This window comes from Lelliottia jeotgali, from assembly GCF_977070485.1.
On record NZ_CDRVFO010000002.1, the window covers coordinates 42,301 to 59,746 of the forward strand.

Sequence of the window (17,446 nt, forward strand, 5' to 3'; positions counted from 1 at the left end):
GCCGCGTCGGCAGGCGCGTGAGAACATCTTTCAGATGCGCGTAGGGATCCGGTGTTGTCCAGCTTTTAAGGTGTGAGGTGGCAAGCCTTTCTAGTTTTGCTGCGCAAGCCCGGCCCAGCCATCGCGCATGCCGGCGAACACGTTCAAGCTTGGACATACCAAACGCACCATGCGGTCTGCCTTGCGCCGGAAGTTGAGGTTTTCGTCCTCTGTCCACACATAGGCTTTGAGCCAGATCGTCACGGAGCCGACCTGAAACCGCAGGGCACTCTCCCCATCCAGAATTTTTAGCGCTCGCTTGACCTTTTCGTCGCGCTCGAAAACGGTGGCTACCAGCCCGACGCGATAATCCAGCCCGTCATCCTGCTGCTGTTTCACGGCGCGGAAGTCGGCATCGGAGAAGCGGTAGTAGCCCCCTCGCTCCAGCTCCAGCTCAGTCTTTATCTCATCATCCTGATAGCTATACGGGTGGCTGTGATAATCGCCGAGGAACGTGACCTCGGGGAAGAAGGTATCGATGAAGCTTTGTTTGATTTCCTGCGGTGCATCGCTATAGGAAATCGACCCTTGGTCTCGGGTTACAGAGGTGCAAGTGTCTGCCCACACCACGCGATACATCGTTTGTCCGAAAGAGGATGTTTGAGCGTAACCCCACAGGTGGCCGTACGTTTCCACCCGTGCCGCGAAGTCGCCGTTTTCAAGCTGATGCTCGACTTTGTAAGCTTCCAGCGCCGAGGTAACGATGCTGAAGAATGCCTGTTCGGATATCGATACTACTGAGTTGACCATGGGTTACCTGGTGTTGATCAATCGGTTGTTGGGGCGGCGCTGCGCGCCAACGTATTGGGGAGCCTCGCTGCCAGGCCAAGCTGAAGAGGCTGGCCCAAGCGATACCTATGGTTTTATCAGCCTGGTGTATTTAGCGCAGGAAGTTGAAAAAGCTGGCCCTGTGATCGGTTTTGTCACGCAGGTACTTCGGTGTGAAGGTTTGCAAATTGGCGCTGTAGTGTCAATTTGATGTTGAAGATGGCGCAGCTGTACAGCGCATATGGGCAATTGAAGTCTTCAGGTTTGCTGAGAGGGGGGGGGGGGAGTCGCTCGATATTGGGGGACCGCTCTGCGGTCCTTTCGCGACACAAGGCCGCTCCTACGGAGGGCAATAACGTTTACATAAGCGATCCGCCACTTGTCCTGGGCGACCGGGCAATCAGCAGCTTTGCTTCAGCTAGTCGGATCTTGCCCCAAGACCTTGCTCAACGCCACACGCGCATCTTCAAGCTGCACCAGCGAAGCATGCCGTGCACCCAGCGCGTCGCCGTTCTGGATAGCCGTGAGAATCGCCTTGTGCCGGGGCAGGGCGAGTTGGTTGAAGTTCGGCCGCTGGTTGGAATAGCGCACCGATTCGCGCAGCGCCATCGAGAGCATGTTGCACAGGTAGGCCAGCAGATCGTTGTGGGTGGCGTCGGCGATGCGGGCGTGGAAGTCAAGGTCGGGTTGCAGGCGCTCTTCATGGGTGCGCGCGGCTTCCATGCGCTGGTAGGCCTCGGCGATCGACTCGACATCCTCGGGGCTGGCGTTGGTGGCGGCCAGCGCGGCGGCGGCGGGTTCGATAACCCAGCGCACGCTGGACAGGGTGTTGAAGAAGTCCTTTTGCGGGGTGGCCTGCATCAGCCAGTGCAGCACGTCGGGGTCGAGCATGTGCCAGTCATGGCGGGGCCTCACCAGCGTACCGACCCGTGGGCGGGCTTCGACCAGGCCCTTGGCGGTCAGGGCGCGCATCGCTTCGCGGAACACCGGCCGGCTGATCGCGTAGCTTTCGCACAGGCTGGCCTCGGAGGGCAGCTTTTGCCCGGGTGCGAGTTGGCCGGATACGATTTGCAGGCCGAGGTCCTGGACCAGGGTGGCATGCATGCTTTTGCGCGTGGTGGGCTGGCGGTAGTTCATGGGGGGCGCGGGAGGTCCTTCGAGCGAGGTGGGCATCATAGCATTAGTGGGTGGCGGAGGGCCTGTGGGGCAGATGTCATGCAGGCAGTTGCAGCCATCGGTATGCACTGCCTCAAGGTATGCGTGGGATGTGTAGGAGCGGCCTTGTGTCGCGAAAGGGGCGCGTAGCGCCCCCGGCAATATCAGCCTGATGCATGAATTGTGGGGGCGCTGCGCACCCCTTTCGCGACACAAGGCCGCTCCTACCGGGGGGAGGTGTTGAGGGTTGGTTAGTGCGAATGCTTGGGCACCGCCGCGCCACGGCAGCCAACCAGGAAGTCGAAATCGCAACCTTCGTCAGCCTGCATCACATGGTCCAGATACAGCTTCGCATAACCGCCACTGATCAACTGTGGCGGTGCTTGCAGGTCGGCCAGGCGGCCAGCCAGTTCCTCGGCAGAAATGTCCAGGTGCAGCCGGCCTTCCTTGCAGTCCAGCTCGATCCAGTCACCTTCGCGCACGGCTGCCAATGGGCCGCCCGCAGCAGCCTCGGGTGCCACGTGCAGCACTACGGTGCCGTAGGCAGTACCGCTCATGCGGGCATCGGAGATGCGCACCATGTCGGTCACGCCCTGGGCCAGCAGCTTGGCGGGCAGGCCCATGTTGCCGACCTCGGCCATGCCCGGGTAGCCCTTGGGCCCGCAGTATTTCATCACCAGCACCGAATTGGCGTCCACGTCCAGCTCAGGGTCGTTGATGCGCGCTTTGTAGTCCTCGAAGTTTTCGAACACTACGGCCCGGCCGCGGTGCTGCATCAGCGCTGGGGTGGCCGCCGACGGCTTGAGCACTGCGCCTTTGGGTGCCAGGTTGCCGCGCAGGATGCAGATGCCGCCATCGGCCACCAGCGGTTTATCAAGCGGGCGGATGACTTCTTCGTCATACAGCGGCGCGGCCTGGCAGTTGTCCCACAGGCTCTTGCCGTTGGCGGTCAGTGCGGTGGGGTTGGGCAGCAGGCCATGCTCGCCCAGGCGGCGGATGACTGCGGGCAGGCCGCCGGCGTAGTAGAACTCTTCCATCAGGAAGCGGCCCGATGGCTGCAAGTCGACCAAGGTCGGTGTGCCGCGGCCGACGCGGGTCCAGTCTTCCAGTTGCAGGTCTACACCAATGCGCCCGGCAATCGCCTTGAGGTGGATCACGGCGTTGGTCGAACCACCGATGGCGGCGTTGACGCGGATGGCGTTCTCGAAGGCTTCGCGGGTAAGGATCTTCGACAGGCGCAGGTCTTCGCGCACCATGTCGACAATGCGCATGCCCGACAGGTGGGCGAGTACGTAGCGGCGGGCATCCACCGCCGGGATGGCGGCGTTGTGCGGCAGCGAGGTGCCCAGCGCTTCGGCCATGCAGGCCATGGTCGACGCGGTGCCCATGGTGTTGCAGGTACCCGCCGAGCGCGACATGCCGGCCTCGGCCGAGAGGAACTCGTTGAGGTCGATCTGGCCGGCCTTATAGGCCTCGTGCATCTGCCAGACGATGGTGCCGGCGCCAATGTCCTTGCCTTTGTGCTTGCCGTTGAGCATCGGCCCACCAGTGACCACGATCGCCGGCACGTCGCAGCTGGCGGCGCCCATCAGCAGCGCCGGGGTGGTCTTGTCGCAGCCGGTCAGCAGCACCACGGCGTCCACCGGGTTGCCACGGATCGCTTCTTCCACATCCATGCTCGCCAGGTTGCGGGTGAGCATGGCGGTAGGGCGCAGGTTGGACTCGCCGCTGGAAAACACCGGGAACTCCACCGGGAAGCCACCGGCCTCCAGCACGCCTTTTTTGACGTGCTCGGCAATCTTGCGGAAGTGGGCGTTGCACGGGGTCAGCTCCGACCAGGTGTTGCAGATGCCGATGATCGGCTTGCCCTGGAATTCGTGGTCGGGGATGCCTTGGTTCTTCATCCAGCTGCGGTACATGAAGCCGTTCTTGTCGGCGGTACCAAACCATTGGGCGGAGCGCAGGGGGCGTTTGTTATCAGACATAAGCGGGACACCTAATTAGTATTACTATTTGTCGTTATGAGGCTGACTCTAGCGGCTAAAAAGGCATCTGTGAAGGCTTGTTGTTTTAAATAGTAATACTATATGATCGATTCGCCAGGTTAGCGGTCTGCCAAAAAGCCCCGGCCAGGTGCTGTGCCCATTACAAGAACAATTGGAGACATCGCCATGATTCAGGAGCAGCGGCTCGTCCGCCTGATCACACTGAAACTCATCCCTTTTCTGGTTCTGCTTTACCTGGTGGCCTATGTCGATCGTTCGGCGGTGGGCTTTGCCAAGCTGCACATGGGCGCCGACATAGGCCTGGGTGATGCGGCATATGGCCTTGGCGCCGGGCTGTTCTTCATCGGTTATTTTCTTTTCGAAGTGCCGAGCAACCTGTTGCTCGACCGCTTCGGTGCACGTCGCTGGTTCGCCCGCATTTTGCTGACCTGGGGCGCGATCACTGTCGGCATGGCGTTTGTCACGGGGCCCAACGGCTTTTATGTGATGCGTTTTTTGCTGGGGGCCGCCGAGGCGGGCTTCTTCCCGGGGGTGCTGTACTACATCACCCAGTGGTACCCGGTGCGCCATCGCGGCAAAATTCTGGGCTTCTTCATTCTCTCGCAGCCGCTGGCCATGCTGATCACCGGGCCACTTTCGGGTGCGCTGCTGGGGCTTGAGGGCATCTACGGCCTGCATGGCTGGCAGTGGTTGTTCATCTGTATCGGTACCCCGGCAGTGCTGTTGGCCTGGCCCACCTTGCGCCTGCTGCCGGACGGCCCTGCCAAGGTGCGCTGGCTCAGCGACGAGCAACGCAACTGGCTGCAGGAGCAGTTGGCCAACGACCTGCGCGAGTTCGGCCAGACCCGCCATGGCAACCCGCTACATGCCCTAAAAGATGGGCGGGTGCTGTTGCTGGCGCTGTTCTACTTGCCGATGACCCTGAGCATCTATGGCCTGGGCCTGTGGCTGCCAACGCTGATCCACCAGTTTGGCGGTAGTGACCTGGTCACCGGTTTTGTCTCGGCGGTGCCTTACCTGTTCGGCATCATCGGCCTGCTGATCGTGCCGCGAAGCTCCGACCGCCTGAACGACCGCTATGGCCATCTGGGCCTGCTGTACGCCCTGGGTGCCGTCGGCCTGTTTTTCAGCGCCTGGCTGACGGTGCCGGTGCTGCAGTTGGCCGCGCTGTGCCTGGTGGCGTTCGCGCTGTTCTCCTGCACGGCCATCTTCTGGACGCTGCCGGGGCGGTTCTTCTCTGGTGCCAGCGCTGCTGCGGGCATCGCCTTGATCAACTCGATCGGCAACCTCGGCGGTTACCTGGGCCCGTTCGGCATCGGCGCGCTCAAGGAGTACACCGGGCAGCTGTCGTCGGGCCTGTATTTCCTGGCGCTGGTGATGCTGTGCGGGGTGCTGCTCACGGGCGTGGTCTACAACCGCCTGGAGCGCCGCCAGCGCCTGGCTTCCACGCGGGCGGCCGAAGCCTCCCGCTAACCTTCGCAACCGACAAGCGAGCACAAGCATGCGACTGATCCAATTCGAAACCGCCGCCGGCGCGCGCCGCGTGGGCGTGGTGGAAGGCGAGTACGCCCTTGAAGTACTGGGCGCCGCCAGCACCCGTGAGCTGGCCCTGCAGGCCATAGCCGCTGGCCGTGACCTGGCCTGCGAAGTGCAGGCCGCCGGGCTGGGCGAGCGCCATGACTACCTGGCCCTGCTGGCCGAAGGCCGCGTACTGCCACCGCTGGACCACCCGGACCCGGCTCACTGCCTGGTGACCGGTACCGGCCTGACCCACCTGGGCAGCGCCGCCACCCGCGACAAGATGCACCAGCAGCAAGCCGAAGGCGCCGTCACTGACAGCATGCGCATGTTCCAGTGGGGCCTGGAAGGCGGTCGGCCGCCAGCGGGCGAGGAGGGCGCGCAGCCGGAGTGGTTCTACAAGGGCGACGGCGGCATCGTCGTGCGCCCCGGCGCCGACCTGCCGCTGCCGGCCTTTGCCGAAGATGCCGGCGAAGAGCCGGAGCTGGTCGGGCTGTACCTGATCGGTACCGACGGCACGCCATACCGCCTTGGCTACGCCTTGGGCAACGAGTTTTCCGACCATGTGATGGAGCGGCGCAACTACCTGTACCTGGCGCATTCCAAGCTGCGCGCCTGCAGCTTCGGCCCGGAGCTGCGCCTTGGGGCATTGCCGGCTCACCTGGAAGGTACCAGCCGCATCCTGCGCGATGGCCAGGTGCTGTGGAGCAAGCCGTTCCTGTCGGGTGAGCAGAACATGTGCCACAGCTTCGAGAACCTCGAGTTCCACCACTTCAAGTACGACCAGTTCCTGCGTGCCGGCGATATCCATGTGCACTATTTCGGCACCGCCACGCTGTCGTTTGCCGACGGCGTTCAGGCTCGCCCGGGCGATACCTTCGAGGTCAGCCTCGATGCCTTTGGCCAGCCGCTGCGCAATGGTATTGGCGCAGCGTCCGGGCAGCGTCGCCCAGGTGTAGTGAAAAGCCTTTGAGCGTGTTGCCGGTCAGTCGATGAAGTCGGCACGGCTGTGCGGTCCATCGCCGGCAAGCCAGCTCCCACAGGTACCGCGCAAACCTCAAGAATTTGCGCGGCCCCCTCCACCCTGACTGACCGCCATGCGCCACTGAGCCCTCATTCTTTGTTACAGGAGTCAACCATGTCTGGAAGCAACTTCATTGGCGGCCAGCGCAGCGCTGCCGGCAGCGTACGCCTGCAAAGCCTCGATGCACGCACCGGCGAAGCATTGCCGGTGGTCTTCACCCAGGCCACCCCTGAAGAGGTGGCCGCCGCCGCCCAGGCCGTCGAAGCAGCATTTGCCGAATACAACGCCCTGGCGCCAGAGCGCCGCGCGCAGTTTCTGGATGCCATTGCCGACCAGCTGGACGCGCTGGACGATAGCTTCGTCGCCACGGTGTGCCGCGAAACTGCGCTGCCGGCTGCCCGCATCCAGGGCGAGCGTGGCCGTACCAGCAACCAGATGCGCCTGTTCGCCAAGGTACTGCGCCGTGGCGACTACCTGGGGGCGCGCATCGACCGCGCGCAGCCACAGCGCCAGCCACTGCCACGCCCTGACCTGCGCCAGTACCGCACCGGCCTTGGCCCGGTGGCCGTGTTCGGCGCCAGCAACTTCCCGTTGGCGTTCTCCACTGCCGGCGGCGACACCGCCGCAGCACTGGCTGCCGGCTGCCCGGTAGTGGTCAAGGCCCACAGCGGCCATATGGCCACTGCCGAGCTGGTGGCTGAAGCCATCGAGCGTGCGGCGGTGGCTACCGGCATGCCCGCTGGCGTGTTCAACATGATCTATGGCGCCGGTGTCGGTGAAGCGCTGGTGCGCCATCCGGCGATCCAGGCGGTCGGTTTCACCGGTTCGCTCAAGGGCGGCCGTGCCCTGTGCGACCTGGCCGCAGCGCGCCCGCAGCCGATCCCGGTGTTCGCCGAAATGAGCAGCATCAACCCGGTGCTGGTGTTGCCTGCGGCGCTGCAGGCCCGCGGCGAGCAGGTGGCCAAGGAACTCGCCGCATCGGTGGTACTGGGTTGCGGGCAATTCTGCACCAACCCTGGGTTGGTCATCGGCATTGCCGGTGAAGCGTTCGGCACCTTCGTCGCGGCACTGGCTGCGCATATGGCCGACCAGCCCGCGCAGACCATGCTCAATGCCGGTACCTTGCGCAGCTATGCCAGCGGCGTACAACGCCTGCAGCAACACCCGGGCGTGCGCCATCTGGCCGGTGCCGAGCAGGTCGGCGACCAGGCCCGGGCACAGCTGTTCCAGGCCGATGTGAGCTTGCTGCTCAACGGCGACGAGCTGCTGCAGGAGGAGGTTTTCGGGCCTGCCACGGTGGTGGTCGAAGTGGCCGACGAAGCCGAACTGCGCCGCGCCCTGCAAGCCCTGCACGGGCAACTGACCGCCACCCTGATCGCCGAGCCGGAGGACTTCCAGCGCTTCGCCGCGCTGGTGCCGCTGCTGCAGCGCAAGGCCGGCCGCCTGCTGGTCAACGGCTACCCGACAGGCGTCGAGGTGTGCGATGCAATGGTGCATGGCGGGCCTTACCCGGCCACCTCCGATGCCCGTGGTACCTCGGTCGGCACTCTGGCCATCGACCGCTTCCTGCGCCCGGTGTGCTACCAGGACTACCCGGACGCGCTGCTGCCCGACGCCCTGAAAAACGCCAACCCGCTGGGCCTGCAACGCCTGGTCGACGGCCAGCACAGCCGTGATGCGCTGAGCTGAGGCAGGGTGCTAGCGCTGTATACCCGCCGGGCTATGCCCCGGCGGGCTTTCGACCGACACCGTAAAACAACAAAAAGAGGTTGCAGCCATGCCGAGTCGTTCCCTGCCCGCCGACCAGGTCGCGTGGGAGTCACTGGATAGTCGTCTGTTTCGCAAGATCAGCTGGCGCATTGTGCCGTTGTTCATCGTGTGTTTCCTGTTCGCCTACCTAGACCGGGTCAATATCAGCTTCGCCAAGCTGCAGATGCAAAGCGCGCTGGGTTTCAGTGACGCTGTGTACGGGTTGGGTGCGAGCCTGTTCTTCGTCGGCTACTTCCTGTTCGAGGTACCGAGCAACGTGCTGCTGCACCGCATCGGCGCACGTATCTGGATTGCCCGCATCATGATCAGTTGGGGTTTGACCTCGGCGGCAATGATGTTCGTCACCAGCGAAACCTGGTTCTACGTACTGCGTTTTCTGATCGGTGTCATGGAAGCCGGCTTCGTGCCCGGCGTGCTGTACTTCTTCACCCAGTGGTACCCCAGCGACCGCCGTGCGCGCATCAACGCCTATTTCAAGAGCTCGATCTGCCTATGCGGCATCGTTGGCGGTCCGTTGGCCGGGTTTATCCTCGGCCACTTCGACGGGGTAAACGGCCTGGCCGGGTGGCAGTGGCTGTTCCTACTCGAAGGCCTGCCATCGGTGCTGCTCGGCCTACTGGTACTGTGGCTGGTCACTGATCGCATCGAAGATGCCCGGTGGCTTGACGGCGAAGAGAAACGCTACCTGCGAGAGCGTCTGGACGCCGAGCCCAAGCCCAGCGGTGGCAGCTCGATCAGGGCGATTCTGCGTGAGCCCGCTTCGCTGGCGCTGTCGGCGATCTATCTGTGCCTGGTCATGGCGCTGACCGGGTTACTGTTCTGGATGCCCCAGTTGATTCGCAACGCTGGGGTGGACGATGCACTGGATATCGGCCTGCTGACCATGATCCCGTACCTGTTGGCAGTGGTGGGCAACCTGCTGATCGGCCGCAGCTCCGACCTGCGCGGCGAGCGCCGCTGGCACATGGCGGGTTGCGCAGCCATGACTACCGTTGGCTATGCCTTGTGTGCCGGTTTCAACGCCCAGCTGTTGGTACTGATGCTGGGCATGAGCCTTGTCATGACCGGGATCATCGCCTGGATGCCGATCTTCTGGACCTTACCGCCGAAATACCTGGCCGGGTTGGCCGCAGCGGCGGGTATCGCGTTGATCAACTCGATCGGCCAGCTCGGCGGCATCATTGCGCCTTACATGGTGGGCAAGGTCCGCGATGTCAGCGGCTCGGCGACGCCCGCATTGTGGCTGCTGACGGCGGTCAGCCTGCTGGCGGTGGTGCTGATTGTCTGGGCCGTGCCACGCCGCTTGTATGCGGTTCAACCTGAATCGCGCACCCACTGAGGAGGTTGCATGCAACGTGTCGTTTCTTTCGGGCCTATTTCCAGCGCCGAGGTGCTGGCCGACCTCGAACAGCGTTACCACTTCCGGCGTTTCGACCAGCCGTTGGCTGACCGCGACGGCTTCCTTGCGGCCTTGGCCACTGCCGACGGACTGATCGGCAGTACATTACCGCTGGATGCTGAGCTGCTCGACCACGCGCCTTCGCTCAAGGTGATTGCCAGCGTGTCTGCTGGCTTCGACAACTACCCCTTGGGCTATCTGCGCGACCGCGGCATCTGTTTGACCAATACCCCCGATGCGGTGACCGAAACCACCGCCGATACCGGGTTCATGCTGCTGATGATGGCCGCGCGACGCGCATGCGAGCTGGCGCAACTGGTGCGTGACGGCGGCTGGACTCAGGGCATCGATGCCTCGCGCTTCGGCATGGATGTACACGGCAAGACCTTGGGCATCGTCGGCCTTGGCCGGATTGGTGCGGCCGTGGCCAGGCGCGCGCACTTTGGTTTTGGCATGCCGGTGCTGTACAGCGGCAACAGCGCCAAGCCCGAGTATGAAGCGGAGTTTGCGGCAAGGCGTGTGCCGCTGATGCAGTTGCTGGGCGAGGCGGACTTCGTCTGCGTCTGCGTGCCGCTGAGTGCGGCCACCCATCACCTGTTCGGCCGCGCGCAGTTCGCCGCTATGCGCGCCGATGCCGTGTTCGTCAACATTGCCCGTGGCGCGGTGGTCGACGAGCGCGCGCTGCTAAAGGCGCTGGCCGAAGGGCAGATCCGCGCGGCTGGGCTGGATGTGTTCGAGCTAGAGCCGTTGCCCGCGAGTTCGCCATTGCTGGCCTTGCCCCAGGTGGTTGCCTTGCCGCACATTGGTTCCGCCACCGTCGAGGCACGTGCGTTGATGGCGCGTACCGCAGCGGCCGAACTGGCGGCGGTGCTCGAAGGTAGGGCACCAAGGCATCCAGTGCGATAGGGAGCGCGCAGGAGCGGCCAGCTCCTGCGTTGCACGCCTTGGCATTCGGGGCTTGAGGCAGGGTGCCGTCGTGGTCAGTCAACCCACCGCCACAGCGGTTCATCCAGCAACCCAACCCCGCGTAGCTGTGTCTGCCCCTGAACCTTCTCCAGCTCCAGCACATTGCACCCGTCACACGCCGACAGCGCCTCAATCAGCGGCGCACTGTGCGACACCACCCAAACCTGGCTCCGCCGCGAAGCGCGAATGATCAACCGCGCCAGCGCAGGCAGCAGGTCGGCATGCAAGCTGGTTTCCGGCTCGTTAAGCACCATCAGTGACGGCGGACGTGGCGTCAGCAGCGCAGCCATCAACAACAGATAACGCAACGTACCATCCGACAATTCACCCCCACCCAGCGGGCGCAACAGCCCATGCTGATGCAGCCGCACGCTGAACAGCCCACCCGGCGGCGCATCAATCTCCAAGCGGCTACCGGGAAACGCGTCATCCAGTGCCGCTATCAGGTCTTCAACCTCGCCAATCTCGATGATGGTCTGCAACGCCGAGGCAAGGTTACGCCCGTCATGATGCAGCACCGGCGAGCGCGTCCCCAGCTGCGGTTGGCGGCAGGGTGCGTCGCGGTCGATGCGGAAGTGATCGTAGAAGCGCCAGCTGTTGATGAACGCCCGCAGCTCACCAATCTCCGGCGCCTGTCGTGGCCGGCCCACGATGTTGAAAAAGCTCTCGCAGCTGTCGGCATGTTGATCGAGCACCGTCCAACCATTGCCTTCCCGCGCACGAACCATGGCGTTCTTGCGCTCAACCAATAAGGACGATGGGCGATAAGCCCCAGCGCCCCAGATGGCTTCGCACTTGATCTCGGGGTCGAGCATGAATGCGGTGGGATAGGGCAGGGGTATCGGCAAGCCCAGCGAGATGGCAAAGCCGAAATCCTCGGTGGCGAAGCCCAGCCGCAGGCGTTTGGCCTCGCTCGGATGCTGGCCTTGTATGGGCACTTCACCGCGCTTCATGCGCGCACTCATCTCTGGCCCGGCCCACCAGGTCGAATCCAGCCCGCCTTCGCGGGCAAGCGCTTCGATCACGCCGCCCTGGGCGGTCTCGGCGAGCAGGCGCAGGGCTTTGTACAGATTGGATTTGCCGCTGCCGTTGGCGCCGGTCACCAGGTTGAGTTGGCTTAAAGGCAACACAAGGTGGTTGATGGAGCGGTAGTTGCCTATGGCGAGGGTGGTGAGCATGCGGTGCGTCCCAGGTTTAACTCTGTGCCTGATTGTGGGCGAACTGCACGTGCCTTACTACCGTTCAGCACGGTTTCGGGAGGGCGGCGTGGGCCTGCAGGTAGGGGTGTGTTCACGGGGTTTTCATCATGCCCAGTTCGGCATCATCGAGCAGGGCCTTGGCCAGGGCGCAGAGGTAGTGCGAGGCCCACAGCAGCTGGGGTTTGTCTTCCATCAGGCCGTCGATGGTCAGGTCGCGGGCATAGCCCATCAGTTCCGAGGCCTGTTCGCGGGCGCTTTGGCAGGGGATGCCAGGCTCGATGCGGAACAGGGGGTGGGTCTGGTTTTCACCTTGGTAGAAGGTGGTTTTGCCGACGGCGAATGCGGTTTCTTCGGTGGCCATTGTTTGATCTCCCTGAAGGTTTAGATGCCTGGGCTGGCCCTATCGCCGGCAAGCCGGACTCCCACAGGTTTCACCGGGCGCCTGAGGGTCGTCTGCAACCTCAGGGGCGGTGCTGTGCGAGAGAGCTAGCCCGTGAAAGAGCCAGGCCAGGCAGATCATGATGAGGATTAATGCAGCGTCTGCGGGTCGGCTGGCTTTTGTATTTGGGCCAGTGCTGACTCGAGCAATTTGCGCAGGGCATCAAGCTCGTGCATCGAGGTCATGATCATCACGGACACGGGTGATTTCGGCTGCATCAACATCGCGTGTTGGGCAACGACTTCGGCGCAGAGCGCGTAGTCGGCAGCCATCATCAGCGTGTCTTCGAGGGAGTGGGGATTGTGAGGCGGATCGGGGACGATCTTCAACATGGTGTGGCTCCTGTCGTAGTGGAGCAACCACCAATCGCGGCTAAACGAATGGGTGGCAGCTGTACGCGGGTTAGCCGACCGGGACGTCAGGCACCCGGCGCACCCGAAGGTGCCCCACGCACAGCCGCCATAACGGCGCTAATGCCGATTTCTCGGTATTGCACGGCTGTAGTGTCCGACGATTTTTGGGCGGCTAACCCAGTCGTTGAGTGACAACGACGTGCCGAGACTAAAGTCCACTTTTTGCGTGCGCAACGGAAAACAGGCGCCGGCAGTATCTTTGGGAAATGCCCTACAAGAAAGCGGTTAAATCTGATTTTTCAGCTGTTCGATGTAACCGCTTGTAACCTGTTGGCAATCAACATTTAGCTCGCAGAAACTGAGCGTTGCCCAACGGCTCGAGCAAACCGTGACGCGTAGCCCTGCATAAAGCACTGACCGCGGCCCGCAACGAGGCTTGGAGAGAGTCATGCGAGCTTTTCTCGAACCGATTACCGCTCAACACGGCCACGGAGAAGGGGGGTTACTCATCCTCGAGCTGATCCAGCAGCACCCGCACCATCGTATTGAGGTGGTGGGACGCTACGACCATTCGGTGATCACCCAGCATGACGCCCGTGTGGTTCAGATAACGGGCGCACTCCATCAGTTTCGACGCTTGTTCCTTGGCTTTCAGGATGGGTACGTCCGGCGCGGCAGTGAACAGGGTTTGGGGTGTGATTGGGTCTTTTGGCATTGAGCTGTTCTCTTGGCGGTCAGCTGGGCGGGCTGAGATTGCTGGGGCCGCTAGGCGGCCCTTTCGCGACACAAGGCCGCTCCGGGGGGCGGAGTGGGCCTGCAGGTGGGTGTGTGTTCACGGGGTTTTCATCATGCCCAGCTCGGCATCATCGAGCAGGGCCTTGGCCAGGGCGCAGAGGTAGTGGGAGGCCCACAGCAGCTGGGGCTTGTCTTCCATCAGGCCGTCGATGGTCAGGTCGCGGGCATAGCCCATCAGTTCCGAGGCCTGTTCGCGGGCGCTTTGGCAGGGGATGCCAGGCTCGATGCGGAACAGGGGGTGGGTCTGGTTTTCACCTTGGTAGAAGGTGGTTTTGCCTACGGTGAATGCGGTTTCTTCGGTGGCCATTTTTTGATCTCCCTGAAGGTGTAGCTGCCTGGGCTGGCCCTATCGCCGGCAAGCCGGACTCCCACAGGTTTCACCGGGCGTCTGAGGGTCGTCTACAACCTCAGGGGCGGTGCTGTGCGAGGAAGCTGGCCCGTGAAAGAGCCAGGCCAGGCAGATCATGATGAGGATTAATGCAGCGTCTGCGGGTCGGCTGGCTTTTGTATTTGGGCCAGTGCTGACTCGAGCAATTTGCGCAGGGCATCAAGCTCGTGCATCGAGGTCATGATCATCACGGACACGGGTGATTTCGGCTGCATCAACATCGCCTGTTGGGCAACGACCTCGGCGCAGAGCGCGTAGTCGGCAGCCATCATCAGCGTGTCTTCGAGGGAGTGGGGATTGTGAGGCGGATCGGGGACGATCTTGAGCATGATGAAACTCCAACGTCGAACGGTGGAGCTACCACGGCCTTGCTGTCAAACAATGAGGTGGCAGCTGTACGCGGGTTGACAGACCGAGACGTTGGCACTCGGCGCACCAGAGGGTGCCCGCACGTACAGCCACCATAACAGTGTGCACATGTGGACAACGAAGACGGTCTGTCAAAACCGGTCGCTGAATTGGCAGCGACCGGCCGAGACTAGAATCCACATTGGCCATGTGCAACGAAAAATGGGCGGCGGCAGTATCTTTGGGAAATGCCCTACAGGAAAGGGGTTTAATCTGATTTTTTCGGCCGTTCGATGTAACAGCTTGTAACGCGTTGGCACTCAAGAATGACCACCGCGGTCAGGTCATGCCAGCCTTTGTGTAATAGCGGCAGCTGCGTCCCAGCAGCCACCGCACTCCATGCATTGCGCCTGGCTATCATCTCCCGAAAGCCATCACACACCCATTGCGATTTTCCTGGTTTCGGCTAACTTATACAAAAACCTGTACAAAGATGAGAGGTTGTACATGTATTGTAAGTGGCCCCTGACGCTGTACTTCGATGGCGCCTGCCCTTTGTGCGCCCGAGAGATCGCGTTCCTGCGCAGGAAATCGACCGAGGCAAAGCTCATTCTGGTTGACATCAGTGCTGATGATTTCGATGCAGAGTCACTGGGCTTGACGGTTGAGCAATTGAGGTCATGCCTGCATGCAAGGTTCGCGAACGGGCAGTGGGTCACAGGCTTGGACGCCACGTTGTGGAGTTGGCGGGCTGCTGATGTGGGAGGGTGGGTCGCGCCACTGTCCTGGCGCCCGTTACGCCCCCTGTTTTCAGTTTTTTACAGGCTGTTCTGTCGTTTGAGGCCACACTTGGCCTGGCTACCACATCCCGATGGCGGGCACCGTTGTACCGGTGAGGAGACCAAATGTCACATTCGTTAGCCGAGCACTATCATGAGATTCTTGTCGGCGTTGGTGAAAACCCGCAGCGCGAAGGGCTCCTGGACACGCCCAAGCGTGCGGCCAAAGCGATGCAGTACTTGTGCAACGGGTATGGCCAGAATCTTCAAGAGGTAGTGAACGGCGCTTTGTTCGAGAGTCAAAACGATGAAATGATTGTCGTTCGTGACATAGAACTCTACTCGTTGTGCGAACACCACATGTTGCCATTCATTGGTAAAGCTCATGTCGCCTACCTGCCAACAGGGCGCGTATTGGGGCTTTCCAAGGTCGCGCGCGTTGTTGACATGTTTGCCCGTCGTTTACAGATACAGGAAAACCTGACGCGGCAAATTGCGTATGCCATTCAGGAAGTCACGGATGCCGCAGGGGTTGCGGTCGTGATTGAAGCCAAGCACATGTGCATGATGATGCGCGGTGTAGAGAAGCAGAACTCGGTGATGATTTCATCGGTGATGTTAGGTGAGTTTCGCGACTCCGCTTCGACTCGCCACGAATTCCTCAACCTCATTGGCCGACACAATTGAAATCCGATGCTGAGCCGTCGCGAAGGGGTGTCCAAATGAGTTCAGTTACTGCTGCTTTACCTTCAAGCCGCTTTGCGGTGCTGGGTTACGGTGGCTTGCTGCCCTTTGTTGGCTTGACGCTGCTCATCGTTTTTTTTGCTGAATACCGAGGTTTTGCCTCGATCATGCTGGTCAGCTATGGCGCTGTGATATTGAGCTTCGTCGGCGCTCTGCACTGGGGTTTCGCCATGACGTTAGAGGGTTTGCTCGCCAAGCAGCGTCGCGAGCGACTCGTGTGGAGCGTCATACCGGCGCTGATCGGTTGGGTTGGCACGCTGCTACCTGTGCCATTGGGTTGTTTGGTGTTGACCTTTGGTTTTATCGGTCATCTTTGGCAGGATCGCCAACTGGCGCAAGCTGTGCCTGGGTGGTTTATGCCGATGCGAGTCCATTTGACGGCTGTCGCAAGCCTCTGTTTGCTGCTCAGTGCACTTGCGATAGCAATGGATTTTTGAAACCAGAAGCACTCCTTGATGAGTGATTTCAAGCGCTCAGATCCAGACGTCGTTCAAAGCAGTGCGCTCCCCACCTTCATGGCCGGTATTCAGAACGCCTCGCGGCTCGATCATCATCAGTTTTGCTTCGCCCTCGGCGGCTGTTCTGTGCTCCACGCCACGTGGCACCACATACAACTCGCCCGGGTTCACGTAAACGCAGCCCTCCGGTAGATCAATGCGCAGGGTGCCTTCGAGCACGAGAAACGCTTCGTCGGTTTCCGGGTGTGAATGCCAGATGAATTCACCTTCTATTCGCACAACCTTGAACTGGTAGTCGTTCATTTCGGCGACCACTCTCGGGCTCCACTGCTGGTCGATCAGCGAAGCTTTCTGGGCAAGGTTTACAGGGCATGTTGCGCGTTGCGGGTTGGAGTTAAACATGACGGATCCTCATGGGTTGAAGTGGCCAGCCTATCGAACCTACACAAGGCGTTCTTGTACGATCCTGCACGTCAGCGGGCAGGTCGCAAGCGCTCCATCCAGCGCAAAGGTGACACGCCATAGCTACGTGTGAAGTGGCGTGTCATGTGGCTCTGGTCGTGAAAGCCTGCCGCCAGGGCTGCATCAACCAAGGTGAAGCCATCGAGCATCAGCCTGCGCACAGTGTCCAGGCGTCGCAGGGTCACAAAGCGGTAGGGGCTGGTGCCGTAGAGGGCGCGAAAGTCGCGGGACAGGCTCCATTGTTCGCGGCCGCTGGCCTGTTCCAGCATCTGCAGGGTGATGCCCAGGTGAAGGTGCTCCATGATGAATGCCCTGGCGCGCTCGGCCGCGCGGTAATCCAGGCGTTTGCGGCCGCGTGGCTTACCGCCCACCGCACGCAACGCCATCGCCAGGTCGTACACGGCGTCCTGTTCCTCCAACGTTTCCAGCGGGTGGTCCAGTGCCTGCACGAAGGCTTCACTGGCGCGGTACAGGCGCGGGTCGCTGGACAGCCCGCCAGCAATGAAGGGCAATGGTTCACCGCCGAGCACGTTCTGGATCAGCGCCGGGTCGATGTAGGCCATACGGTAGCGAAAACCCGCTTCAGTCCCGGCCATGCCGTCGTGCACCTCGTCAGGGTGCAGGACCAGCGTATTACCCGGTAGGCCATGGCACAGCGCCCCTTTGTAGTGAAAGCTCTGTACGCCGGCGAGGGTGCGGCCGATCGAGTATGTGTCGTGACGGTGAGGGTCGTAGCCATGGCTACCGAACCACGCTTCGATCCGTTCCACACTGCCAGGGTGAGCGCTACGGATGACCCAGTCGGGGGTGGCTGCGTGGCTTGCTTTTCGTTCCAT

Annotated in this window: 20 protein-coding genes; 9 read left to right on the forward strand and 11 right to left on the reverse strand. The window is 61.9% G+C overall.

The features are described 5' to 3' along the window. Positions 1–90: 90 nt before the first annotated feature. On the reverse strand, positions 91–789 hold the full coding sequence (locus tag ACW4TB_RS02665) for a hypothetical protein (protein ID WP_012313883.1): 699 nt from the start codon (positions 787–789) through the stop codon (positions 91–93). On the opposite strand from ACW4TB_RS02665, the gene ACW4TB_RS02670 reads away from it, so the two are divergent. Further along, positions 788–1,018 (forward strand): hypothetical protein, encoded by a 231-nt coding sequence (locus tag ACW4TB_RS02670; RefSeq protein WP_039602299.1) that lies wholly within the window; start codon positions 788–790, stop codon positions 1,016–1,018. The two genes, ACW4TB_RS02665 and ACW4TB_RS02670, sit on opposite strands and share 2 nt — an antisense overlap. Before the next feature lie 203 nt (positions 1,019–1,221). Here the strand turns inward: ACW4TB_RS02670 and ACW4TB_RS02675 are convergent, their stop codons facing one another. Both ACW4TB_RS02675 and ACW4TB_RS02680 read right to left on the reverse strand, forming a co-directional pair. Further along, complete coding sequence (locus ACW4TB_RS02675; RefSeq protein WP_012313884.1) at positions 1,222–1,944, reverse strand: FadR/GntR family transcriptional regulator; 723 nt, start codon at positions 1,942–1,944, stop codon at positions 1,222–1,224. 269 nt (positions 1,945–2,213) lie between these two features. After that, positions 2,214–3,947, reverse strand: coding sequence for an IlvD/Edd family dehydratase (locus ACW4TB_RS02680; RefSeq protein WP_012313885.1), 1,734 nt, complete (start codon positions 3,945–3,947; stop codon positions 2,214–2,216). Between the two features lie 186 nt (positions 3,948–4,133). Between ACW4TB_RS02680 and ACW4TB_RS02685 the strand changes: the two genes are divergently transcribed. The 5 genes from ACW4TB_RS02685 to ACW4TB_RS02705 all read left to right on the forward strand — a co-directional run bounded on the left by ACW4TB_RS02685 (position 4,134) and on the right by ACW4TB_RS02705 (position 10,585). Next, complete coding sequence (locus tag ACW4TB_RS02685; RefSeq protein WP_115275242.1) at positions 4,134–5,441, forward strand: MFS transporter; 1,308 nt, start codon at positions 4,134–4,136, stop codon at positions 5,439–5,441. A 28-nt stretch (positions 5,442–5,469) separates the two neighbouring features. After that, positions 5,470–6,459, forward strand: a complete 990-nt coding sequence (araD1, locus tag ACW4TB_RS02690) for an AraD1 family protein (protein WP_012313887.1) — start codon at positions 5,470–5,472, stop codon at positions 6,457–6,459. Between the two features lie 165 nt (positions 6,460–6,624). Then, positions 6,625–8,199 carry an aldehyde dehydrogenase (NADP(+)) gene (locus ACW4TB_RS02695; protein WP_279932139.1) on the forward strand — a complete coding sequence of 525 codons (1,575 nt, stop codon included), beginning with the start codon at positions 6,625–6,627 and terminating at the stop codon, positions 8,197–8,199. A gap of 88 nt (positions 8,200–8,287) precedes the next feature. Continuing rightward, positions 8,288–9,619 (forward strand): MFS transporter, encoded by a 1,332-nt coding sequence (locus ACW4TB_RS02700; protein WP_174141685.1) that lies wholly within the window; start codon positions 8,288–8,290, stop codon positions 9,617–9,619. A gap of 9 nt (positions 9,620–9,628) precedes the next feature. Continuing rightward, positions 9,629–10,585 carry a 2-hydroxyacid dehydrogenase gene (locus ACW4TB_RS02705; RefSeq protein WP_012313890.1) on the forward strand — a complete coding sequence of 319 codons (957 nt, stop codon included), beginning with the start codon at positions 9,629–9,631 and terminating at the stop codon, positions 10,583–10,585. 74 nt (positions 10,586–10,659) lie between these two features. On the opposite strand, the gene ACW4TB_RS02710 is transcribed toward ACW4TB_RS02705, so the two are convergent. From ACW4TB_RS02710 to ACW4TB_RS02735, 6 genes are all read right to left on the reverse strand, one after another. Further along, a complete protein-coding gene (locus ACW4TB_RS02710; RefSeq protein ID WP_115275238.1) occupies positions 10,660–11,823 on the reverse strand; it encodes an AAA family ATPase in 1,164 nt (387 codons plus the stop codon). A gap of 112 nt (positions 11,824–11,935) precedes the next feature. After that, positions 11,936–12,205 carry a DUF3077 domain-containing protein gene (locus ACW4TB_RS02715; protein WP_279932133.1) on the reverse strand — a complete coding sequence of 90 codons (270 nt, stop codon included), beginning with the start codon at positions 12,203–12,205 and terminating at the stop codon, positions 11,936–11,938. Between the two features lie 167 nt (positions 12,206–12,372). Next, complete coding sequence (locus ACW4TB_RS02720; RefSeq protein ID WP_254467535.1) at positions 12,373–12,615, reverse strand: hypothetical protein; 243 nt, start codon at positions 12,613–12,615, stop codon at positions 12,373–12,375. Between the two features lie 523 nt (positions 12,616–13,138). Then, positions 13,139–13,351 (reverse strand): DUF3077 domain-containing protein, encoded by a 213-nt coding sequence (locus ACW4TB_RS02725; protein WP_254467536.1) that lies wholly within the window; start codon positions 13,349–13,351, stop codon positions 13,139–13,141. A 117-nt stretch (positions 13,352–13,468) separates the two neighbouring features. Further along, a complete protein-coding gene (locus ACW4TB_RS02730; protein WP_012313892.1) occupies positions 13,469–13,738 on the reverse strand; it encodes a DUF3077 domain-containing protein in 270 nt (89 codons plus the stop codon). 167 nt (positions 13,739–13,905) lie between these two features. Continuing rightward, positions 13,906–14,148 (reverse strand): hypothetical protein, encoded by a 243-nt coding sequence (locus tag ACW4TB_RS02735; protein ID WP_254467537.1) that lies wholly within the window; start codon positions 14,146–14,148, stop codon positions 13,906–13,908. Positions 14,149–14,674: 526 nt separating this feature from the next. Between ACW4TB_RS02735 and ACW4TB_RS02740 the strand changes: the two genes are divergently transcribed. Genes ACW4TB_RS02740 through ACW4TB_RS02750 form a run of 3 tightly spaced genes read left to right on the forward strand, consistent with a single transcriptional unit; the run spans position 14,675 to position 16,127 of the window. Beyond that, positions 14,675–15,088, forward strand: a complete 414-nt coding sequence (locus tag ACW4TB_RS02740; protein ID WP_279932149.1) for a thiol-disulfide oxidoreductase DCC family protein — start codon at positions 14,675–14,677, stop codon at positions 15,086–15,088. Next, positions 15,073–15,633, forward strand: a complete 561-nt coding sequence (gene folE / locus ACW4TB_RS02745; protein WP_125924799.1) for a GTP cyclohydrolase I FolE — start codon at positions 15,073–15,075, stop codon at positions 15,631–15,633. The genes ACW4TB_RS02740 and folE overlap by 16 nt, the downstream gene beginning before the upstream one ends. Positions 15,634–15,668: 35 nt before the next feature. Beyond that, positions 15,669–16,127: a DUF3429 domain-containing protein gene (locus ACW4TB_RS02750; protein WP_046787095.1), complete on the forward strand. Its 459-nt coding sequence runs from the start codon at positions 15,669–15,671 to the stop codon at positions 16,125–16,127. A gap of 36 nt (positions 16,128–16,163) precedes the next feature. Here the strand turns inward: ACW4TB_RS02750 and ACW4TB_RS02755 are convergent, their stop codons facing one another. Then, positions 16,164–16,550, reverse strand: coding sequence for a cupin domain-containing protein (locus ACW4TB_RS02755; RefSeq protein WP_279932128.1), 387 nt, complete (start codon positions 16,548–16,550; stop codon positions 16,164–16,166). A gap of 71 nt (positions 16,551–16,621) precedes the next feature. Continuing rightward, positions 16,622–17,446 (reverse strand): AraC family transcriptional regulator, encoded by an 825-nt coding sequence (locus ACW4TB_RS02760; protein WP_279932125.1) that lies wholly within the window; start codon positions 17,444–17,446, stop codon positions 16,622–16,624.